General features: G+C 60.3%; 14 protein-coding genes and 1 pseudogene. 10 read left to right on the forward strand and 5 right to left on the reverse strand.

What is annotated here, in order from left to right; all coding sequences use genetic code 11:
- Positions 1–97: 97 nt before the first annotated feature.
- Positions 98–2,353: a pectate lyase family protein gene (locus HBN54_RS18970; protein WP_168674805.1), complete on the forward strand. Its 2,256-nt coding sequence runs from the start codon at positions 98–100 to the stop codon at positions 2,351–2,353.
- A gap of 106 nt (positions 2,354–2,459) precedes the next feature.
- Positions 2,460–3,449: pseudogene (locus HBN54_RS18975) on the forward strand (DDE-type integrase/transposase/recombinase).
- Between the two features lie 75 nt (positions 3,450–3,524).
- Here the strand turns inward: HBN54_RS18975 and HBN54_RS18980 are convergent.
- Positions 3,525–4,359, reverse strand: a protein-coding gene (locus tag HBN54_RS18980) for an IS5 family transposase (RefSeq protein ID WP_382214478.1) whose coding sequence is annotated in 2 segments (ribosomal slippage) — positions 3,525–4,002 and positions 4,001–4,359 — 837 coding nt in all. Because the reading frame shifts where the segments join, the coding sequence is not laid out codon by codon here.
- 83 nt (positions 4,360–4,442) lie between these two features.
- Between HBN54_RS18980 and HBN54_RS18985 the strand changes: the two genes are divergently transcribed.
- Positions 4,443–4,760, forward strand: coding sequence for a transposase (locus tag HBN54_RS18985; protein ID WP_168674807.1), 318 nt, complete (start codon positions 4,443–4,445; stop codon positions 4,758–4,760).
- On the forward strand, positions 4,757–5,104 hold the full coding sequence (locus tag HBN54_RS18990; RefSeq protein WP_168674808.1) for a transposase: 348 nt from the start codon (positions 4,757–4,759) through the stop codon (positions 5,102–5,104). The genes HBN54_RS18985 and HBN54_RS18990 overlap by 4 nt, the downstream gene beginning before the upstream one ends.
- 151 nt (positions 5,105–5,255) lie before the next feature.
- On the opposite strand, the gene HBN54_RS19000 is transcribed toward HBN54_RS18990, so the two are convergent.
- Positions 5,256–5,729, reverse strand: a complete 474-nt coding sequence (locus HBN54_RS19000; RefSeq protein ID WP_168674810.1) for a hypothetical protein — start codon at positions 5,727–5,729, stop codon at positions 5,256–5,258.
- A 314-nt stretch (positions 5,730–6,043) separates the two neighbouring features.
- Between HBN54_RS19000 and HBN54_RS19005 the strand changes: the two genes are divergently transcribed.
- A complete protein-coding gene (locus HBN54_RS19005) occupies positions 6,044–7,927 on the forward strand; it encodes an ABC transporter ATP-binding protein (protein ID WP_168674811.1) in 1,884 nt (627 codons plus the stop codon).
- Between the two features lie 41 nt (positions 7,928–7,968).
- Here the strand turns inward: HBN54_RS19005 and HBN54_RS19010 are convergent, their stop codons facing one another.
- The gene (locus tag HBN54_RS19010) at positions 7,969–8,574 is read right to left on the reverse strand and encodes a Uma2 family endonuclease (protein ID WP_168674812.1); all 606 of its coding nucleotides are present in this window, start codon (positions 8,572–8,574) and stop codon (positions 7,969–7,971) included.
- 197 nt (positions 8,575–8,771) lie between these two features.
- Here HBN54_RS19010 and HBN54_RS19015 point away from each other — a divergent pair, with 197 nt between their 5' ends.
- Together HBN54_RS19015 and HBN54_RS19020 are read left to right on the forward strand one after the other, a co-directional pair.
- Positions 8,772–9,377 (forward strand): histidine phosphatase family protein, encoded by a 606-nt coding sequence (locus HBN54_RS19015; protein ID WP_168674813.1) that lies wholly within the window; start codon positions 8,772–8,774, stop codon positions 9,375–9,377.
- Positions 9,378–9,684: 307 nt separating this feature from the next.
- Positions 9,685–10,299, forward strand: coding sequence for a DUF4136 domain-containing protein (locus tag HBN54_RS19020; protein WP_168674814.1), 615 nt, complete (start codon positions 9,685–9,687; stop codon positions 10,297–10,299).
- A gap of 183 nt (positions 10,300–10,482) precedes the next feature.
- Here HBN54_RS19020 and HBN54_RS19025 read toward each other — a convergent pair whose 3' ends face one another.
- Together HBN54_RS19025 and HBN54_RS19030 are read right to left on the reverse strand one after the other, a co-directional pair.
- A complete protein-coding gene (locus tag HBN54_RS19025; protein WP_168674815.1) occupies positions 10,483–11,526 on the reverse strand; it encodes an XdhC family protein in 1,044 nt (347 codons plus the stop codon).
- 1 nt (position 11,527) lies between these two features.
- The gene (locus tag HBN54_RS19030) at positions 11,528–12,946 is read right to left on the reverse strand and encodes a urate hydroxylase PuuD (RefSeq protein WP_210428116.1); all 1,419 of its coding nucleotides are present in this window, start codon (positions 12,944–12,946) and stop codon (positions 11,528–11,530) included.
- Between the two features lie 308 nt (positions 12,947–13,254).
- Between HBN54_RS19030 and allB the strand changes: the two genes are divergently transcribed.
- The 3 genes from allB to allE all read left to right on the forward strand — a co-directional run bounded on the left by allB (position 13,255) and on the right by allE (position 16,668).
- On the forward strand, positions 13,255–14,592 hold the full coding sequence (allB, locus tag HBN54_RS19035) for an allantoinase AllB (RefSeq protein ID WP_168674816.1): 1,338 nt from the start codon (positions 13,255–13,257) through the stop codon (positions 14,590–14,592).
- A gap of 4 nt (positions 14,593–14,596) precedes the next feature.
- A complete protein-coding gene (locus tag HBN54_RS19040) occupies positions 14,597–15,859 on the forward strand; it encodes an allantoate amidohydrolase (RefSeq protein ID WP_168674817.1) in 1,263 nt (420 codons plus the stop codon).
- A gap of 62 nt (positions 15,860–15,921) precedes the next feature.
- Positions 15,922–16,668, forward strand: coding sequence for a (S)-ureidoglycine aminohydrolase (allE, locus tag HBN54_RS19045; RefSeq protein WP_168674818.1), 747 nt, complete (start codon positions 15,922–15,924; stop codon positions 16,666–16,668).
- Positions 16,669–16,829 lie beyond the last annotated feature (161 nt).

Here is a 16,829-nt window from a genome sequence, read left to right on the forward strand (position 1 = left end):
TCACTATATACTCATTTGCTGAATCTTAGCCGTTAGGTTTGTAAGAACCTCTCTCACCGATGGCATCCGCCATTAACCACCCACCATATCTCAGACTATGAAGCAATTGCTTTCCTTACTCTTATTGCTGTTGCCGTTGGCGCTGCGAGCGCAGACGCTGACCCTGCTGGAATCATCCGGCTGGCTGGAATCGGCCTACGTGCGGTGGCAGCCGATTGCTAATGCGCAGAGCTACAACGTGTACTACACCGGGGCCGGCCTGGTTAATCAGAAGCTGGACGACCAGCTCATCCGAAACTACGGCACCTTCTACCGGGCCGATGCCATGGGCCTGACGCCTGGCTCGTACACCCTCAAAATTGCGCCCGTCATCGCGGGGGTCGAAGGCACCGCCACGGTCACCAGCTCCCTGACGGTGCTGGCCCAGGACCGCACAGGGTTTGCCTTTAGCAATGGCCGCGTGCCGGGCGCCTACAACGCCAACGGCACGGTGAAAGCCGGCGCGGTAATCCTCTACATCACCCAAAATACCAAGAACACCGTGTCCCTCACCGTGACCGGGGCCACCACCAACCCCTGCGTGGGCCTGCAAACCATTCTGGATGGCTTTAAGAAAGGCCGGGATGCGCGGCCGCTGCTCGTGCGAATGATTGGGCAAATCACCGACCTGACGTACATGCTGAATGGCGACATTGTTATCGAGAACGGCAACTTTGCTGCTGGTTCCATTACCCTGGAAGGCGTTGGGAACGATGCCGTGGCCGATGGCTGGGGAATCCGGATAAAAGGGGCCTCCAACATTGAAATACGCAACATCGGAACGATGAACTGCGACAGCGACGAAGGCGATAACATTGGCCTGCAGCAGGACAATGACTACGTCTGGGTGCACAACTGCGATTATTTCTACGGCCACGCGGGCAGTGCTGCCGACCAGGTGAAGGGCGATGGAGCGCTGGATTGCAAAAAATCGACCTACGTGACGTTCTCTTACAACCACTTCTGGGATTCGGGCAAGTGCAACCTGTTGGGCCTGAGCGAAAACACGACCCAGGGGCTCTACATCACCTACCACCACAACTGGTACGACCATTCGGATTCGCGCCATCCCCGGGTGCGGTTTTATTCGGCCCACGTCTACAACAACTACTACGACGGCAACGCGAAATACGGGTCCGGCTCCACGGAGGGCTCCTCCGTGTTCATGGAAGGCAACTACTTCCGTAACTGCAAGTATCCAATGTTGACCTCGATGCAGGGCACGGATGTCTTCAATCCCGTGACGATGGTAAATAATTATACGACGCAGCCCATTTTCTCCAACGAGGACGGCGGCACCATCAAGGCCTTCGATAACTACATGACCGGGCAGACGCGCTTTGTGCCGTACGGCGCCACCGGCTACCCCGCCTCGACGCGTGACTTTGATGCCTACGTGGTGACTACCCGCGCGCAAACCGTTCCCAGCACCGTCGTGTCGGCGTATGGAACCAACACCTACAACAACTTCGATACCAACGCGGCCGTCATGTACACCTACACGCCGGATGCCCCGGCCGCGGCCCGGACCAATGCGATGCTGTACTCGGGGCGTGTGAAGGGTGGCGACTTTCAGTGGACCTTCAACAACGCAGTCGATGATGCCTCTTCCGCGGTCAATGTGCCTTTGCAAACGGCGCTGGTAAACTACCACACCGGTCTGGTTTCGGTGCAGGGCGTTACGACGCCTCCCCCCGGCCCCGGCCCGGGTCCGGGCACGGGTACTTCGGGCATGGTGCACAATTTCACCGCATCCGGCACTACCAGCACCTTCTACACCATCACCGGCAACCTTTCCACTTCGCAGGGAACGGTGGTTTACAACGGCCTGAACCTGACGCAGTGCCTGAAACTGGAGTCGACCACGAACGTTGCCTTTACCACCACCGCTGCCGCGACCCTAACGCTGGTCTTCAATGATGCTTTCAGCGGAACGGTTAAAATCGACAACGTTAACGAAACGGTGAATGCGGGCCGTCTCACGATGACCCTCGCCGCTGGCGCGCACCAAATCACCAAAAACGTAACGGCGAATATCTACTACATGAGCACCGCCTATGCGGGAGCCCTGGCCACACGCAATCAACAGGATGCCCTGGCCATTAAGGTGTACCCAAATCCGGCGGCCGATGAAGTGACGGTAGGGTGGAAGAGCAAGCGGGCGTTTTCGCTCTACACCATCACGGGCAGCCTGGTGAAAACCGGCCTCACCAATCAGTCCTTCGACCTGAAAGACGTGAAGCCCGGCGTGTACTTTATTCGCCTGCAGGACGAAGACGGCTACCTGCGGACGAGCCAGCTGCTCAAGCAATAAGCCTCTGATGCTACGCCACTGCCACCAGCCCCGTATTTAAAGGGGCCGGGTAGGTACTGAAACGGCCCGGAAGCGCAAGTTTTCGGGCCGTTTTGCGGGCAGTAGCCTGGAGGGCGAAGGGTGCTGTTTCCTACCTCAGCCCCTCCACGCTACTACCCGCACAACGGCGGCAATACGGCGCGTTATCCAGCGTAGTTGGGAAAGCCTGCAAACATTAGCAGTTCGCCACGGCATCAACCCCAAAACCGTAGCCAAAAGGCGCAAGCGCGCCACCGTTTAGGACGCTCCGATGGGACCCACACCGGCCTCAACGGTGCTCTCGACCGAGGAGGAGGCCATTGCCGTGGCGTTGTGGCGCCAGCAATACCCTGCTGCCGATGGACGACTGCCTCTACGCCTTGCAAGCCACGATTCCACGGCTTTCGCGCTCAGCCCTGCACCGCTGTTTTCAGCGCCACAGCCACAGCCACAGCCTCAACCGCCTGCCGTTGAGCGAGCAGGGGTAAAGTCCGCTGAAGAAGAAATTCAAGGACTATTCTATTGGCTACCTGCACGTCGATTTCGCCGAAGTCTAGACCGAAGAAGGCAAGCAATACTTGTTTGTGGCCATCGACTGCACCAGCAAGGTGGCCTTTGCCGAACTGCATCCGCGGGCTAAGCGTGTGGTGGCCGCCGAACTCCTGCGTCGGGTGTTCGACAAACTGCCTTATCGCGTGCACACCGTACTCACGGATAACGGCGTTCAGTTTACCCCGCAAGCCCACCAGTTCCTACCCGGCGGGCACAGTTTTGACTGCATTTGCCGCAAATACGGCGTGGAACACCGCCTGACCGGGCCGGTCTATCCTTGGACCAGCGGCTAGGGCGAGCGCATGAATCGGACCATCAAAGAGGCGACCGTGCAACGCTACCATTAGACTACGGACGAACTGAACAAGCACCTGCAAGCATTTTTTATTGGCTTACAATCACGCCAAGTGCCTGGATACCTTACGGGGCCTAACGCCGCATGAATTCATCTGTGCGCAGTGGCAAAAAGAACCCGACTATCTTTACCCGTGACCCGGTCCACCTTACGCTGGGGCTATACATCTAGAGAGTTTAAGCCTTCAAGCTGAATTTTCTCCATTCCGATGCAAGTACTTCCGAAAGCCATTCCTAGCCTTAGAGGCTATCCAAATAGGCAATTGTACCACGTAATTCGGGCGCAGGCAAAATGGAGCATAGCGAGGTAGTTTTCGGGCTTTTTGGCCCAGCGGATGAGCAGGTGGCGGAAGCGGTTGAGCCAGGAGCGGGTGCGCTCCACGACCCAGCGCCGGGCTTTCTGGCCGGCTTTTTTGGCCTGGACTTCTTCGCCTCGCGGCCGGATGTGGGCGGTGTAGCCAAGTTCGGCCACTACTTCGCGCACCTGGGCGTAATCGTAGCCCGCGTCCAGGCACAGGTGCTGCCCGTGGCCCGCCGCCCGGTGGGCGTCACGGGCGGCTTCGGCGGCGGGGGGCAAGCTACGCAAGGTGCTCTCCGTCAATTTCATGTCGTGCCGGTTCGCCCCCTCCAGCACCAGCCCCACCGGCATGCCGCGTGCTTCGGTCAAGAGGCTGCGCTTGACGCCGCCTTTGCCGCGGTCCGTGGGGTTGGGCCCGGTTTTTTTTTCCGCCCAACGGCGCTTTGTGCAGCGAACCGTCGAGGGCCATCCAGGCGAAGTTCAGGCCAATCAATTCGTCATAATCCTGCAAGGCCTCGTCCCAGAGACGCGCAAAAACGCCCGCCTGTACCCACTCCTGGAAGCGGCTGTGCGCCGTCGAACCTTTGCACAAACCGGTCGCATCCACTGCTTTCCATTGGCAGCCCGTGCGTAGCACAAAGAAAATGGCATTCAGCACCTGCCGGTCGGCAATGCGCCGCCGGTGGCGACCCAACGGGTGAGGCTTGGGCACATGCACGGGCAACAACGGCTCCAGCCGTGCCCATAACGTGTCGGAAATGCTAAACTCTTGTATCGTTGCCATACCCCAAATTAATCCCTATTTGGATAGCATCTTAGTACGAGAGTACCTTACGCCTTAGAATTTGTTTGAGTTAAATTTGCTTGATGAACCAAGTAGCGGAAAAGGTTGCTCGCAAACGTTATAGTTCGGATTTGTCGACGCGGGACTGGCAGGAATTGGAACCGCTGTTGGTGGTGCGCCGGCGCGGCAAGTGGCCGCTGGCGGAGGTGGTGAATGCGATTTTGTACGTGCTCAAAAATGGGTGCGTATGGCGGGATTTACCGGGCGATTTGCCACCCTGGGGCACGGTGTACTGGTATTTTGCCAAATGGGAAGCCGACGGCACCTGGCAACGGGTCAGCACGTGTCTGAACATGAGCAGCCGGGAACGGGGCCAAAAAAAGCCTGGCCCACGGCCGTGATTCTCGACACGCAAAACGTGAAAAACGCGGCCACCGGCGCCACGGTGGGCTTCGACGCGGGCAAGTTGGTGAAAGGCCGCAAGCGTTTGGTGCTGACTGATACGCTGGGCAACATATTGGCCAGCAGTGTGTTGCCGGCCAACGCCGCCGATGGCACGGCCGCCATCGCCTTCTGGGATGAGGTGGCGGCCACACACGACTTGCTGGGGCAAGTACAGGTGGTGTTTGTGGACAGCTCATTCCACGGCGTTTTTCGGGCGCACCTGGCCCAGCGCTACGGCATTCGCGTCGAGAAGCCGACGCATGTGCTGGTGAAGAAAACGAATTTCTGCATTCATGCCTAGCGCTGGATTGTGGAACGAACCTTCGCTTGGCTTAATGCAAAGCGAAGGCTCTCAAAAGAATATGACCGAAGCCTGCGGCATCATGCCAACGCCTGGATTTCTTTGGCCAACATTCAGCGACTGCTTAAATTCCGTTAACTCAAACAGCTCCTTAGTTTTCGAACGGTAATACGGACGGGTCAGTAGTCAGCGATAGGGTGACTCTGCCATCGGTATAACGAACACATTTTGACTGGTAGCCTTTGTTGCATTCAGACCAAGCCGTGGCATCAAGCACCTGCTTGCTAGTAGGGGGGGTAACTGTATCCAATCCTTGCCATACCGAAAGCTCCTTGCCTGCGGGAGTAATAATGTATTTCGTCTGAGTCATCGTCAAAAGGTAAGTAAGGCCTGTGAGCGAAGTCGTCATGCTAACTGTTCGGGGGGAAGGCAGCTGGTAAGCACCAACACCGTTTGCATCCACACCATAACCTTCTGAGGCACATGGCACAGGGGCAGCCGCAGCCGCATCAGAAGCTTTTATAGATACTGGCGATGGTGCAGACTCTTTTGACGCCTCGCAATTCGTCAATAGCATTGCTGGCAATAGCACAGTCAGCACTCGGAGGTGAGTAAGGTTTTTCATGGAATTTATGTGGTTAAAAGGTTAATATTATTCGAATATAAAAACATTTTTTTTAATAATAAAATTTTTAAGTAAAAAAAATGCTGTAAAATTTACATAAAAAGAGTACTGCCTACTGATATCAGAAGTTCCGTAAAGCCTGTTTCAATAAGTAGACATGGGTGTGAGAAAGCGATTGCTATTTATGCCGTCGGGAAAAAGGTGGTGTGAAGGCGAAAAAATGAACAGAATGTATGAGGTTCGTATTGCCCTGTAGTCCCCTGCCAAAACGTCGCCTCCCCAAACCCGGCCCCAACCTTGCCCGCACCCCGGCAATGTTTGAATTCCTGAAATCCATTTCCGCCAAGAACCCCAACGCCTCGCGCGGCCCCGAAAAGCCCGCCGTGAGCGTGCGCGAGCGGGTATCGGCCTTGCGCCATTTGCCGGCGTTTCTGAAGCTCATCTGGCACACCAGCCCCGCGCTGGCGTTGGCCAATATTGCCCTGCGCCTTGTGCGGGCGTTTCTGCCGCTGGCCACGCTCTATGTGGGCAAGCTGATTATTGATGCCGTGGTGCAGCTCACCCGGCTGCCCGCGCCCGAGCGGCTGCTCACGCCTGTGCTCACGCTGGTGGCGCTGGAGTTTGGCCTGGTGCTGCTGGCCGATGCCCTGGGGCGCGGCGTGGCCCTGCTCGATTCGCTGCTCGGCGACCTGTTCGCCAACCAGTCTTCCATCCGTCTCATGGAGCACGCGGCCGAACTTGACCTCGACCAGTTCGAAGACAGCACTTTCTACGACAAGCTGGAGCGTGCCCGCCGCCAAACCCTCTCGCGCACCGTGCTCATGAGCCAGGTGCTGGCCCAGGGCCAGGATGCCGTGACGCTCGTGCTGCTGGCCGGCGGGCTGGTGGCCTTCCAGCCCTGGCTGCTGGGGCTGCTGCTGCTGGCCGTGGTGCCGGCCTTCCTGGGCGAGTCGCACTTCAACGAGCGCAGCTACTCCCTCTCGCACTCCTGGACGCCCGAGCGCCGCGAGCTCGACTACCTGCGCCAGACCGGAGCCAGCGACGAAACGGCCAAGGAAGTGAAGATTTTTGGCCTCTCCGGCTTCCTCATCGACCGCTTCCGCGCACTGTCCGACGACTTTTACCGCCAGAACAAATCCCTCGTGCTGCGCCGCGCCGGCTGGGGGGCGCTGTTCGCCGGCATCGGCGCGGCCGGCTACTACGGGGCCTACGTCTACATCATTGCCCGCACCGTGGCCGGGCAGATTTCGCTGGGCCAGCTCACCTTCCTGGCCGGCTCCTTTGCCCGGCTGCGCTCGCTGCTCGAAGGCATCCTCAGCCGCTTCAGCTCCGTGGCCGATGGGGCCTTGTATCTGCAGGATTTCTTCGATTTCTTTGCCCTGCGGCCGCGCATTGTGCGGCAGGAACTTACGGGCGAAAGACCGATACCCTTCCCCCGGCCCATTCAGCAGGGTTTTGAGTTTGAAAACGTCGGGTTCCAGTATAAAAATGGCACAAAATGGGCCATCCGCAACCTGAGCTTTAAGCTGCAGGCCGGCGAAAAGCTGGCGCTGGTGGGCGAAAACGGCGCCGGCAAAACCACCCTCGTCAAGCTATTGGCCCGTCTGTACGACCCCAGCGAGGGCCGCATTCTGCTCGATGGCCACGACCTGCGCGAGTACGACCCGGCCGAGCTGCGCCAGGAAATCGGCGTCATCTTCCAGGATTTTGTGCGCTTCCAGCTGCCCGCCGGCCAGAACCTAGCCGTGGGCCGCATTGAAGAGCGCGACAACCAGCCCCGCATCGAAACCGCCGCCCACCAGAGCCTCGCCGATACCGTTATCGCCAAGCTGCCCGGCGGCTACGACCAGATGATTGGCCGTCGCTTCAACGGCGGCGTGGATTTGAGCGGCGGCGAGTGGCAGAAAATTGCCCTCGGCCGTGCCTACATGCGCGACGCCCAGCTGCTCATCCTCGACGAGCCCACGGCCGCCCTCGACGCCCGCGCCGAGTATGAAGTATTCCAGCGCTTCAAGGAGCTCACCCAGGGCAAAACCGCCGTCCTCATCAGCCACCGCTTCAGCACCGTCCGCATGGCTGACCGTATTCTAGTCATCGAAAACGGGCAGTTTGTGGAGATTGGCAGCCACGAAGAGTTGCTGGGGAAGGGCGGGCGCTACGCGGAGCTGTTTCAGCTACAGGCGGCCGGGTACCGGTAGGAATGGAGGGAACCCCGCACCCTACTGGGTTTCCGTAAATATTATTCCTGTTCCCCCAAAAAGCCCGCTGCCATCGGCACTACGCCCGCTTCCTCGTAAATCTGCACCAGCGTCATTATCAGATTCAACTCCGGGATAACAACGGCATCGGCAGCTTCGGCCAGGGCGGTGTGGCCCCACACGCCATGCTCGCTCAGCTGGTACCATTCCACGAGCCAGGTTTTTTGCGATACCAGCAGGTAGTGCCGCAGCGAGGGCAGCTTCTTGTACTGATTGAATTTCAGGCCCCGGTCGTAGGCTTCGGTAGAGGGCGAGAGCACCTCCACGATGAGCAGCGGGTGGTGCAGCCGCCGGCTCTCCTGCTGGTCCTGCGGGTCGCAGCTCACCACAATGTCAGGGTAGGTGTAGTGGCGGTTGGCTTCGACGGCCAGCTGCACGGTTTCCATTATCACCTGACAGCGTTTGCCGCGCAGGGCCGGGCGCAACGCCAACACAAAGTTCTGCGCAATGGTATTGTGGGCGATGCTCTCACCCGCCATTGCAAATACCTCGCCCTCGAAAAACTCGTGGCGCAGGTTGCTTTGGGCTTCTAAAGCAAAGTATTCCTCCGTTGTGTAGCGGTGCGGCTGTAGCTCAGGGTGTCCCATAGAAACCAAAGATAGATAGCAGCAGCCCGGCAGAGGATGGGTACGTGGCTCTGGTAGTTCAACGCCAGCTGTGCAACAACGAAACGCAAAATGGGTGCGTCGGTGCCCATTCCATTGACGCTGCAACGCGCTTGGTACCACCTGTCCGCTACCTTGCGGCCGGCCCAATCAGCCGTTCTTCCTTATGCTTCTTCACCATGCCAAAACTTACTGACTCTGATAGGGCCCGGCTGTATCTGGTTTCCAAACTTCCGCCGTTTGCGCCTAAAGCGCCCGTTGTTCCGCCCGCATCCGTGTTGCGCATCGTCATCATCCGGCACGGCGAGAAGCCTGCCGAGGGCGATAACCTTTCCTGCGCCGGCCTCAACCGGGCGCTGGCCCTGCCCGCCGTCCTCAACCAGCTGATGCCGTCGCCGCCCAACCTCACCTTCGTGCCCGTCATCGGCACCAACGACAAGGACACCACCCGCGTGCGGATGCTGCAAACCGTGATGCCCTACGCCGTGCAGCACAACCTCACCATCAACAGCGACTTTATGGTGGCCAACACCAAGGCATTTGCCCGGCAGCTGCGCCAGCTCCGGGGCACCGTGCTGGTGGTGTGGGAGCACAACAGCATCGTGGAAATTGCGCAGGATTTGGGCCTCGAAGACGTGTCGGACTGGCCCGATACCGATTTCGACAGCATCTGGACCATTAGCTTCAGCGGCGGCGGGGCCAAGGGCAAGGCCAAGCGCCCCGTGCTGAGCCGGTCCCGCCAGCACATTCGCCCCTCGGCTATTTGCCCGGGCCAGGGCACCTGATGCGCTGCCGCTGGTGAAAGTGCCGGTCCCCCTGGGGTGTTCCAAAATCCTGCGGCCCTCGTTTGGCGCGGAAGCCCGGTTTTGGGGTTGGCAGTTGGCCGTTTGAGGAAGTAGCTCGGCCGAAATAGGGCCGTCCGGGGGTGGGGGGTGCGCCGGGGGGCGCCTGCCGGAAGCTACCGACGGGCGATAATCGCGGCTGGCAGGTCGTGAGGCGAATAATCATAACTTTTTCGCCTGTCTTAAACCCCTAAGTGCCTAAGGTTTCGTAAATTGGTAGTTCCATCGCCCATCGAGAATTCCCTTACGTATGAAGCCTACTATTACCTTATTGATGCTCGTTTTGCTGGCCCTGACGGGCTGCATGACCACCCGCGAAGCCCGGGTAGATTCGGATTATAGCTACCGGGGCAATTTTCGCCACTACCGCACCTACGATTTCGTGACTGGCACCGGCCTCACCTCCGACACCAGCAGCCTGGGCGAATCCGTGCGCGAAGCCATTCAGCAGCGCTTCCTGGCCCAGGGCTACCGCCGGGCCAAGCGCCGCCCCGATATGCTGGTGAACTTCCGGCTGTACCAGGGCGACATGAAATTCCATGGTTTCCAGCAGGAAGACCTCAGCCAGTGGATTAAACGCAACATCGAGGAAACCGACGACACCCCCCGGGAAGACCGCCAGGGCTACGAGCCCATTCGCCTGCTGCTGGCCGAAGGCACCCTCCTGGTTACCCTCATCGACGTAAAAACCAACCGCGCCGTCTGGAATGGCTACGCCTCTGGCGTGACCGTGCCCGAAGGCCCCATGGGCGAAGTCGTGCTCCGCCGCTCCGTGCGCTCCATCCTGGACCGCTATCGCATTTTCACCGAGGAGTTTGCCAACGGCAACATGGGCGGTAACGGCGCCAGCGACACGGAGCGGTAGCGCGGACTTTTAGTCCACGAATAGGCTAAGGAGCTGTTTTAAGTTAGCGAAGAACACCGCTGAAACGGTGTAGAGACGCATCTTTGCGTCTTGTCGTTGAAGGAAAGCCGCGCCGGTTAGTCGCCTGCCGTTCAACGAGGAGACACAAACAGATTCTAAACGCCCTGCATGATGACCTGCGGACTACAAGTCCGCGCTACGCCGTGCCTGAATCAGTTCGGCGGCGATGCTGATGGCAATTTCCTCGGGGGTCTGGCTCTGGATGGGCAGGCCGATGGGGCCGCGCAGCCGCGCAATCTCCGTTTCTGAAAATCCGGCTTCCCGCAGGCCCCGGCGCAGCTCCGCCACCTTCACGGTGCTGCCCATCACGCCCAGGTAGCGGTAGGGGTGGCCCTGCCGGGTACGACCCTGCTGGGCGTGGTGCAGCAGGTGGCGCAGCACCACGGCATCGGTGCGGTAGCCCACGGTCATCACTACCACGTAGCGGTGCGGGCCGGCGGGGATTTCGGCGGCCACTTTTTCGTAGTCGATAACGCGGCGGTGGTGGGCCGCGTGGTTGCTGTCGAGCGTGGGCAGGTCGAGCCGGTCGTCGAGCACGGTCAGCTCAAAGTCCAGCGCGGCCGCCACGTTGGAAAGCGCTAGGCTGACGTGGCCGCCGCCCACAATGGTGAGCTGGTCGCGGAAGCCCAGCCGCTCGCGGTAGCACCACGCCGCGCCCGCCAGGTAGTCACAGAAGCCGGCCAAGTCGGTTGCCGCCACAGTGGCCGCTCCATCAGTCGCGACAGTTGCGGGCAGCAGAAACCGGAGCCCGTTTGCCGCGCTCCATTCCAGAAAGCCCCCGCCGAGCGACTGCAAAGCGATTTCGATGGCTGTTACGGCGTCTAAATCAGTGGGCCGCAGTGGCCAGAGCAGCACGTCCTGCTCGCCCGAGCACATCATACCGGAGCGGTCGGCGGGCGCTTCCCGGCGGTGCACCTGGGGCCGCAGCAGGGGCGTAGCATCGCCGGATTGCAGGCGCTGGCGGGCCAGCTCCACCCACTTGTGCTCCATAATGCCCCCGCCAATGGAGCCGGCCACGGTGTCGGCCGTCACGGCCATTTTGAAGCCCTGGCGGCCGGGGCTGCTGCCCTCGCTGCGCAGCACGGCCAGCAGGGCCACGGGCGTGCCGGCCCGCAGGCAGGCGGCAGCAAGGGTCCAGACGGGCAGGTCGCGGGGAGAGGCGGGCATATTATTTATTCAGCGCCCCCTGATTAATCCAGCATCCAATCAGGTCGCGCTCTTCCTGGGTAATCTGGGTTTTGTTGTTCTGGGGCATCGTCTTGGTTACCACCACGCGCTGCATGATTTTATCCTTGAGGCGGATAATATCCTCCGGCGTGTCGTAGACCACGCCGTTGGGGGGCGACTTGAAGACGTCATCGGTCGGATTCTTTGAGTGGCACTGGATGCAGCGTTTTTGCACAATCATGTTCACCTGGCTTATGCTCACCTGCTGGGTGCAGGCGCTGCCGCCGGCCGCGCTGCCCGACTGCGCGGGCGGGGCCGTCACGAACACCACCGCCAGCAGCAGGGCCACGGCGGCGGGCAGCACCCACACGGCCGAGTCGGTCTGGTGCTTTTCGCGCAGGTTCAGCCAGTGCTTCACGCCGGCCGTGCCCAGCGTGATGGCCGCCAGAATGGCCCACGGATAGGCGTGCCCGAAGGTGCTGGGAAAGTGGTTGCTCACCATCACAAACAGCACGGGCAGCGTGAAGTAGTTGTTGTGCAGCGAGCGCGCCAGGGCATTTTTGCCCAGCTGCGGGTCGAGGGGTGTGCCTTCGGTGGCCGCCTTCACCATGGCTTTTTGGGCCGGAATAATGGTGAAGTACACGTTGCCCACCATCAGCGTGCCCAGCATGGCCCCGAAGTGCAGGTAGGCCGCCCGGGCGCTGAACACCTGCGCATAGAAAAACGCAAACGCCGTGGCAACAATAAACCCAACGACCATAAACCACTTGCTGCGCACGAGCGCCGTGCGGCTCAGTCCATCGTAAATCAGCCAGGCCACCACAAACGAACCTACCCCGAGGCCCACGCCTGCCAGCGGCGAAATATCCAGCACGCGCGGGTCAATCAGCATCGAGCTGGCGTTGAAATAGTACACCACGAACAGCAGGCTGAACCCCGACAGCCAGGTGAAATAGGCCTCGTACTTAAACCAGTGCAGGTTTTTGGGAATAACCTTGGGGGCCGACTTATACTTCTCCAGGTAATAAAACCCGCCGCCGTGCACGGCCCAGAGGTTGCCGGCCAGCTCGTCGCGCACGTTTTCGGTGCGGTTGAGGGCGTTTTCGAGAAACACGAAGTAGAACGAAGCCCCAATCCAGGCAATGCCGAAGGTGATGTGCATGAGGCGCACCACGATGTTGAGCCACTCCAGAATGTGGCCGGCCCAGGGCGTGTCGCGGGCCAGCACCCAGGCCGTGCCCACGGCGGCCAGCACCGCCAGCAGCATCAGCAGGTAGGAGTAGCCGGCCAGCGTCGAGCCATTCTCGCCCACCACGCCGCCATCGGGCCGGGTTTTAGCCACCCGCTGCAAGGCGAAGATGACACCCAGCAGCAGCAAAAACGTGAGCAGCAGGGCAAACAGGGTAACGTATTGAATCATAGGGGTAGGCGGGTAATGGGGAGTTTTGGGGTAGGAGGGGAGGATGTAAATTATTCAGAACGTCATGCCTAATCTGGCGTCCGCGTAGCCGAAGCCTCTCTACCGCTTCGCCCTTCACCGTCAACCTCACCCCCGGCCCCGCTCCAAAAAAAAGGGGGCACCGGTCTTGCTCCAGACGAAAATCGTCAGGCTCCCCTCTCTTTTGGAGAGGGGCCGGGGGTGAGGTTGCGCCGGGCGAACGACTAGCCTAATGTTCTAATTAATTAAACCGGGAAAAAGCCCCCAATTTAGCGCCAAATTCCGCTACTATGTCAACTCTTGCTTTGCGCAGTCAACGCGTGGTCACACCCGAGGGCGAGCGCGCCGCCACCATCCTCATCGAAAACGGCCGCATCAGCGCCCTGCTGCCCTACGAGGCCGAAATCGCGGCCGATTCGGTGCTCGACGTGGGCCACCGCGCCGTGCTGCCCGGCGTGATTGACCCGCACGTGCACATCAACGAGCCGGGCCGCACCGACTGGGAGGGCTTCGACACGGCTACCCGCGCCGCGCTGGCCGGCGGCCTCACTAGCTTGGTCGATATGCCGCTGAATTCTGCGCCGGTCACGACATCGGTAGCCAATCTGGAGCTTAAAAAAGCTGCTACCAAGGGCCAGCTGCACTGCAACGTGGGCTTCTGGGGTGGCGTGGTGCCGGGCAATGCGGCCGATATTGAGCCGCTGATTGCGGCCGGCGTACTGGGCTTTAAAGCGTTTCTCACGCACTCCGGGATTGACGATTTTCCCAATGCCACGGAGGATGATTTGCGGCGCGTGATGCCGATTTTGGCGCGGCACAGGCTGCCGCTGCTGGTGCACTGCGAGTTATCCGAAGACAATGACGACTGGAAGAAAAACGACCACCGCTCGTACCCCAACTACCTGGCCTCGCGCCCCAAAAAGTGGGAGGATGATGCTGTGAATATGATGATTCGCCTGTGCGAGGAGTTCGACTGCCCGGTGCACATCGTGCATCTGTCGTCGGCCGATTCCATTGCGCCCATTGCTGTCGCCAAGGCCCGGGGCTTGCCGCTAACGGTGGAAACCGGCCAGCACTACCTCTATTTCAACGCCGAAGACATTGCCGACGGCCAGACGCAGTTTAAGTGCGCCCCGCCCATCCGCGAGCGGGCCAACAACGAGCAGCTGTGGGCTGCCTTGCAGGCCGGCATAATCGACTTCGTGGCCACCGACCATTCGCCCGCGCCGCCTGATTTGAAGCAGCTCGAAAGCGGCGACTTTACCACTGCCTGGGGCGGCATTGCCTCGCTGCAGCTGGCCCTGCCGGTGCTCTGGACGGCCGCCCGGCCGCGCGGGGCCAGCCTGAGCGACATGGCCCGCTGGCTGAGCGCCAACCCGGCGAAGCTGGCGGGCCAAAGCGAGAAAAAGGGCCGGATTGCGCCCGGCTTCGACGCCGATTTAATCGTTTTTGACCCCGAAATGACCTTTGTGGTGAGCGAGGAGCTGATTCAGCACAAACACAAAGTGTCGCCTTACATTTGCCAGGAATTGGCGGGCGTGGTGGAATTAACTTTTCTCATGGGCGAGCAGGTTTTTCAGCGTCCCGATTTCACTCATCTCAACCACGGCCAGTTTTTAATCCGGTAGCGGAATGCAGCACGAATACACAGCCCGCGCCGAGCAGATTATGCGGCGCATCCAGGAGCTGGCGGCCATCAGCGAAGACGCCGATGGCGTGACGCGCACCTTTGGCACGCCCGCCTTCCTGGAGGGCCGCGCCCTGGTGCAAAGCTGGTTTGAAGCTGCCGGCCTGCCCACCCGCGTCGACGGCATCGGCAACCTGCGCGCCCGGCTGGAAAGCCCGAACCGCGACGCCAAAACCTTCGTGCTGGCCTCGCACATTGATACCGTGGTGAACGCCGGTAAATTCGATGGCCCGCTAGGCGTGCTCATGGGCCTCGATTTGCTGGAAAACCTGCTGGCGCAGAAAGCCGAGCTGCCGTTTCATATCGAACTCATTGCCTTCAGCGACGAGGAAGGCGTGCGCTTCCACACTACCTACCTGGGCAGCCAGGTGGTGACCGGGGCCTTCGACCACGCCCTGCTGGGCCGGTGTGACGAGGCGGGCATCTCCCTCGACCAGGCGCTGGAAGCCATGGGCGGCAATGCCTCGCAGCTTTCGTTGGATGCCATTCCGGCCGCCGAGTGGCTGGGCTATTTCGAGCTGCACATTGAGCAGGGCCCGGTGCTCTGGGAGCGCAACGTGCCGGTGGCGCTGGTGACGGCCATTGCCGGCCAGCGGCGCGTCGAGCTGACCTTTACGGGCATGGCCGGCCACGCCGGCACTGTGCCCATGGCCATGCGCCAGGATGCTCTGTGCGCCGCCGCCGAGTTTGTGCTCATCGCCGAGCAGTTTGCGCAGGTGCACGGCCGGGGTCTGGTGGCCACGGTGGGCAAGCTGGCCATCAGCCACGCGGCCAGCAACGTAATTCCCGGCGCGGTAACGTGCAGCCTCGACCTGCGCAGCCCCGACGAGCAGCAGCTGGCCCAGGCCTACGATTTCCTGCACAGCCACGCCGAGGCCCTGGCCCTGCAGCGCAACGTGGCGCTGGAGTGGAAGCTGGTGCAGCAAACCGCGCCCGTGGCCTGCGATGGCCATCTGAACACCCTGCTGGCCCGGGCCATTGCCGATGCCGGCTACGAAACCATCTCGCTGGTGAGCGGTGCCGGCCACGATGCCGTGCCCGTATCGTTCGTGGCACCGGCCACCATGCTGTTTATTCGCTGCTACAAAGGCATCAGCCACAACCCGCTGGAGGACGTGGAAATGCCCGATTTGGCCGCCGCAGTTGAGGTGGCCGAACGGTTTTTAAATGAATTAAAAATTAAAAATGAAGAATTAAAAATGGGCTGATAATGCTCAGAATATTTCTCAAGTAATTTTTAATTCTTCATTTTTAGTTTTTAATTCCATTTATGGAAATGTCTGCCCTGACGCGTTCGGTTACGAAGCGCAACCACGCCATCATCGCCCCCGACGGCTACATCAACAGCAACGTGCCCGGCTGGACTGGCTGCACCGTCAACGTCATCATCAATGAGCAGATGGGCGCGCATTTGTGTCAGACCCTCGTTACCCTCAGCGCCGGCGGCCAGCTGCTGGGCAAAACCGAGGCTTCGCAGATTTTCTTCTACGTGGTGGAGGGCGAATGCCAGGCAGCCGTGGGCGGCGAAACCCGGATTCTGACGGCCGGTCAGTACGTGTATGTGCCCGTAGGGCAGGCGTATGGCTTCGCCAATGCCGCGCCCGATACGAAGATTCTCACGTTCCACAAGGTGTATGAGCCCCTGGCGGACCAGGCCACGCCCAGCATTCATTGGGGCGAGCGCGACCTGAGCAAAGCACCCGTGTACATGAACGACGAGGCCCTGCGCATCCAGGAGCTGCTGCCGAATGAGCTGGGCTTCGACATGGCCGTGAACATCTTCACCTACGGCATTGGCGGCAACCTGCCCATGGTGGAAACGCACATCATGGAACACGGCCTGATGTACCTCGAAGGCCAGGCCATCTACATGCTCGACCAGTGCTGGTACCCGGTAAAAAAGGGCGATTCCATCTGGATGGCCCCGTATTGCCAGCAGTGGGCCACAGCCATGGGGCAGGAGCCGTCGGTGTATATCTATTATAAGAACGTGAATCGGTTCCCGACGGTGCGGTAGGCGTCACCTCACCCCCCGGCCCCCTCTCCCGCGGAGAGGGAGAGCCTGACGGTTTGTAGCACATGCTTTAGCTTGTGCATCGTTGCGCGGTCCCGGTACAAGCTAAAGCATGTGCTACAAGCGCAGAACCGGTGCCCCCTCTCCGCGGGAGAGGGGGTCAG

The sequence above is a fragment of the Hymenobacter artigasi genome (assembly GCF_012275535.1).
Taxonomy (GTDB): Bacteria; Bacteroidota; Bacteroidia; order Cytophagales; family Hymenobacteraceae; genus Hymenobacter; species Hymenobacter artigasi.

What these genes read in the sequence shown, in the direction of transcription:
- HBN54_RS19020 (WP_168674814.1), top strand. Translation starts at nt 9,685, where the DNA reads ATGAAGCCTACTATTACCTTATTGATGCTCGTTTTGCTGGCCCTGACG.
- HBN54_RS19015 (WP_168674813.1), top strand. Translation starts at nt 8,772, where the DNA reads ATGCCAAAACTTACTGACTCTGATAGGGCCCGGCTGTATCTGGTTTCC.
- HBN54_RS19010 (WP_168674812.1), bottom strand. Translation starts at nt 8,574, where the DNA reads ATGGGACACCCTGAGCTACAGCCGCACCGCTACACAACGGAGGAATAC.
- HBN54_RS18985 (WP_168674807.1), top strand. Translation starts at nt 4,443, where the DNA reads ATGAACCAAGTAGCGGAAAAGGTTGCTCGCAAACGTTATAGTTCGGAT.
- HBN54_RS19005 (WP_168674811.1), top strand. Translation starts at nt 6,044, where the DNA reads ATGTTTGAATTCCTGAAATCCATTTCCGCCAAGAACCCCAACGCCTCG.
- HBN54_RS19030 (WP_210428116.1), bottom strand. Translation starts at nt 12,946, where the DNA reads ATGATTCAATACGTTACCCTGTTTGCCCTGCTGCTCACGTTTTTGCTG.
- HBN54_RS19025 (WP_168674815.1), bottom strand. Translation starts at nt 11,526, where the DNA reads ATGCCCGCCTCTCCCCGCGACCTGCCCGTCTGGACCCTTGCTGCCGCC.
- HBN54_RS18970 (WP_168674805.1), top strand. Translation starts at nt 98, where the DNA reads ATGAAGCAATTGCTTTCCTTACTCTTATTGCTGTTGCCGTTGGCGCTG.
- HBN54_RS19040 (WP_168674817.1), top strand. Translation starts at nt 14,597, where the DNA reads ATGCAGCACGAATACACAGCCCGCGCCGAGCAGATTATGCGGCGCATC.
- allE (WP_168674818.1), top strand. Translation starts at nt 15,922, where the DNA reads ATGGAAATGTCTGCCCTGACGCGTTCGGTTACGAAGCGCAACCACGCC.
- HBN54_RS19000 (WP_168674810.1), bottom strand. Translation starts at nt 5,729, where the DNA reads ATGAAAAACCTTACTCACCTCCGAGTGCTGACTGTGCTATTGCCAGCA.
- allB (WP_168674816.1), top strand. Translation starts at nt 13,255, where the DNA reads ATGTCAACTCTTGCTTTGCGCAGTCAACGCGTGGTCACACCCGAGGGC.